The 3,054-nt window shown below is 55.7% G+C and carries 6 protein-coding genes; 1 reads left to right on the top strand and 5 read right to left on the bottom strand.

The features are described 5' to 3' along the window. Positions 1 to 106 precede the first annotated feature (106 nt). Positions 107 to 301 (bottom strand): twin-arginine translocase TatA/TatE family subunit, encoded by a 195-nt coding sequence (tatA, locus tag PHP98_12090; GenBank protein ID MDD5484368.1) that lies wholly within the window; start codon positions 299 to 301, stop codon positions 107 to 109. Between the two features lie 20 nt (positions 302 to 321). Further along, a complete protein-coding gene (locus tag PHP98_12085; protein MDD5484367.1) occupies positions 322 to 624 on the bottom strand; it encodes a hypothetical protein in 303 nt (100 codons plus the stop codon). A 79-nt stretch (positions 625 to 703) separates the two neighbouring features. Between PHP98_12085 and PHP98_12080 the strand changes: the two genes are divergently transcribed. Next, the gene (locus PHP98_12080; GenBank protein ID MDD5484366.1) at positions 704 to 1,162 is read left to right on the top strand and encodes a nucleoside deaminase; all 459 of its coding nucleotides are present in this window, start codon (positions 704 to 706) and stop codon (positions 1,160 to 1,162) included. Between the two features lie 47 nt (positions 1,163 to 1,209). On the opposite strand, the gene PHP98_12075 is transcribed toward PHP98_12080, so the two are convergent. The 3 genes from PHP98_12075 to PHP98_12065 form a co-directional block, all read right to left on the bottom strand. Next, positions 1,210 to 2,031, bottom strand: coding sequence for a carbon-nitrogen hydrolase family protein (locus PHP98_12075; GenBank protein MDD5484365.1), 822 nt, complete (start codon positions 2,029 to 2,031; stop codon positions 1,210 to 1,212). Between the two features lie 51 nt (positions 2,032 to 2,082). Beyond that, positions 2,083 to 2,469 carry a protease inhibitor I42 family protein gene (locus PHP98_12070; GenBank protein ID MDD5484364.1) on the bottom strand — a complete coding sequence of 129 codons (387 nt, stop codon included), beginning with the start codon at positions 2,467 to 2,469 and terminating at the stop codon, positions 2,083 to 2,085. A 77-nt stretch (positions 2,470 to 2,546) separates the two neighbouring features. Beyond that, positions 2,547 to 2,822 (bottom strand): hypothetical protein, encoded by a 276-nt coding sequence (locus PHP98_12065; GenBank protein MDD5484363.1) that lies wholly within the window; start codon positions 2,820 to 2,822, stop codon positions 2,547 to 2,549. Positions 2,823 to 3,054: the final 232 nt, after the last annotated feature.

Genomic DNA, 3,054 nt, shown 5'->3' with positions numbered 1-3,054 from the left:
AAACCGGCCGAACCGAAAACGGCCAACAGCGCGGAGGAGCCCTGCCCGGATGGTTTTGCTTTTGGCATTACACTTTTTTTTGCGGCTGGCAGACAGCGCAGAACTTTCAACCGCCCCCGGTTTGATCATTGTCTTTCTTTGGCCCGGGCGCGCCTTCATCCCGGCCCGATTCGTCCCGCCCCTTCTTGAACTCGCGCAGGCTTTTGCCCAAAGAACGCGCCAGGTCCGGCAGGCGTTTCGCGCCAAACAATAAAAGGATAATCAGCAAAATTACAAGTATTTCGGTCCATCCGATGTTCATTTTTTCCCCTTATAGCCGGTTTATGATTCAGGATTGCGGATGCTTTCCTTTTCCTCTTCCGCCGCGGCGCGTATCTTTGCGGTCTCAGCCTGGCGGCTGTTTTGCAGCTGTTCATTTTTTTCCGCGTCATCGCCGGCGCGGGCGAGCTGTGTTTTCAGCATGATTTCCAATTCCGCGATTTTTGCCATGCATTTCCGCTCAACTTCGGCAATGGCCGCTTTCTGCCCGGCCGAAAGCGGCTTGACCCGGCCGGCGCACGCGGCCAGCCGTTCCATGGCCAAGTCGTAGGAACTTTTTAATGAAGCCTGCTTGCCGTCCGCCATAACGATCCAACCTTGTGCTTGCCTTGACTGCGCGTTGGCATTATGATTTTGTTTTATTGACTTGCTGAATAAATAAAATATGCCGAACGCGGTTAATAGTCAAGAAGACATTTACTTCATGCGCCTGGCCCTGCGCGAGGCGGCGGAAGCGGAAGCCTCCGGCGACGTGCCGGTCGGCGCGGTGATTACCCGCGGCAAAACGGTCATCGGCCGCGGGCACAACCAGACCGAACTGCTCAAGGATCCCACCGCGCATGCCGAAATGATCGTCATAACCCAGGCGGCGGCGGCAATCGGCGACTGGCGTCTGACCGGCTGCGTTCTTTACGTCACCAAAGAACCATGCCCTATGTGCGCCGGCGCCATTGCCCTGGCGCGCATCCCGAAAGTGGTCTTCGGGGCCTGCGATCCGCAGAACGCCGGCCTCATCAAGTCGGCGGAAGTCCAGGGCGGCCTGCTGGAGGAGGAATGCAAAACAATGCTGCAGATTTTTTTCAAAGCCCTGCGCACCGCCGCAAAAACACCCCGGGGCTCTTAAATTCCCATCCGGCAGTCGGGACTTTTCAACGGCGTAATTTTTACCGGTCAAAACAGCCGCCGGTGGCAGAGAACTGGGACGCGCCGGCGCGTCTGCCGCAAATTTTCCGGATCAAGCACGGCGGTTAATACGGTTTCCTTTTCTCCGGCCCGGCAGACAATTTCACCCCAGGGGCCGACGATCATGCTGTTGCCGTAACTGGCAAGGCCGGTTGCCTGATTCTTGCCGCACTGGTCCGGCGCAACAACAAAAACCTGGTTTTCTATGGCGCGCGCCCGCAGCAGGGTTTCCCAGTGGTCCCGGCCGGTTTTCCGGGTAAAATTGGCCGGCACAAAAAAGAGATGCGCGCCGGCCGCTGCGTAATGCCGGAACAATTCCGGGAAACGCAGGTCGTAACAAATGCTCAATCCGCATTGCCATCCTTCAATGTCTGCCATCACCGGCCGCTTGCCGGCGGAATAAACATCGCTTTCCCGCACCGACCGGCCATTGCCAAGATGCGCCTCAAAGAGATGGATTTTCCTGTATCTGGCGGCGATTTTTCCCCGGCGATTCAATAAGAGCAATGTGTTATAAATTTTATCCCCCGCCTTTTCCATGATACTGCCGGCCATTATCCAGCAGCGCCGGCTTTGCGCGATCCCGCCCAGCCATTGAACGAGGTTTCCCCTTAACGACTGAGCATGCGCGCGGTAATCCCGGTCGGCCCCGCGCAGGGCAAAGACTTCCGGGAGGGCGATCAGATCGCATACTCTTATCCGGGCAATGAGTTCCCCAAGCCGATCCAGATTGCATTTAATGCTGTTGCCGGCATTGTTCTGCACAACAGCAACCTTGAGCGGTTTTTCAGGAAAGGTTATGGCTTTCATTTGAGTCCATTCCAAAACTATATCTCATCCCCTCGCACAACTCGTTTGAGTTCATTTCACCTCAATCACAACCGAATAAGCCCTGTCGGCGGCAGTCGTTTCCCATGACCGCCGGTAAATCATTTTAATATCCCCCCTGCCCGTTCCGACCGTTTTGAAACGGAAAACGAAACGCCCACCCGCCCCCACCCTGGGGATTGAACCGGGTTGCGCGGACCGCAAATATTCCCCGACGCCGGCCGGCTGCAGAACATTTGTGCCGAAGGAATCCAATTCCCATGAATAGCCCGCGGTTGGATTGCCCGGCAGAATTATTTCAATTGCCCCGCCAACATTGACCTGATTGGTGCGCCCGTTGTCCGCCTCCGTCAGACGCAGCCCGTCCCCGAAAGACGCCGTTGCCAGGGCAAGCATTATGAGCGGAATAGATTTTTTCATCGCCGGTTTCCGTGCAATCGCTTTTCTCTTTTGTAAATCGCATGATTCCGCAAAAATGTCAAAGAAAAAAACAGCGGTCAGCGCTTCTTGAAGACATAACCATACAACTGCGGGGCAAGCCGCCGCAATGCGGCGTCCAGCAACTTTAATTCTTCCCGCAAAGGAGGCATGCGTTCACCGATATAACGTTCCACCCAAACCGGGTCCACCAATCCGCGCAAAGCCTTGCGTAGATCCGTTGCGGCGGAGTCCGCGCGCGCAACCGCCTCTTTCATGTGCTTGAGATAGCGCAAGGTCATGAGCGACGGGACGCGGCGGCTCTCCTGGGCCGAGGCGGCCAGCAAAACCCGCAAATTTCTGACATATGCCCAGCCCGTATTCCGTCCGTGGCTGAATTTCAGGAGAGCTTTGGCGACCGCGTCAAAAACACGCTTTTCCCCGAGCCGTTTAAGTTCACTGCGGCAGGCCCTTTAAATCAAGGTGAACGCAACGCCGCCGGATAACCGGTTCATCTTTTCCGAATAACTTCATTGTTTTTCCTCTTAATTTAACATTAAAAACGCGCGCTTAATTCTGCGGACGGGA

It is taken from the genome of Kiritimatiellia bacterium (genome assembly GCA_028715905.1).
GTDB lineage: Bacteria > Verrucomicrobiota > Kiritimatiellia > JAAZAB01 > JAAZAB01 > JAQUQV01.
Note: the sequence above shows the minus strand (reverse complement) of the source record. Positions and strands in the feature narration are given on the sequence as shown.

Bases quoted from the DNA above. Each gene is read 5' to 3' on its own strand.
- tatA (MDD5484368.1), bottom strand. From the start codon at position 301: ATGAACATCGGATGGACCGAAATACTTGTAATTTTGCTGATTATCCTT.
- PHP98_12085 (MDD5484367.1), bottom strand. From the start codon at position 624: ATGGCGGACGGCAAGCAGGCTTCATTAAAAAGTTCCTACGACTTGGCC.
- PHP98_12080 (MDD5484366.1), top strand. From the start codon at position 704: ATGCCGAACGCGGTTAATAGTCAAGAAGACATTTACTTCATGCGCCTG.
- PHP98_12075 (MDD5484365.1), bottom strand. From the start codon at position 2,031: ATGAAAGCCATAACCTTTCCTGAAAAACCGCTCAAGGTTGCTGTTGTG.
- PHP98_12070 (MDD5484364.1), bottom strand. From the start codon at position 2,469: ATGAAAAAATCTATTCCGCTCATAATGCTTGCCCTGGCAACGGCGTCT.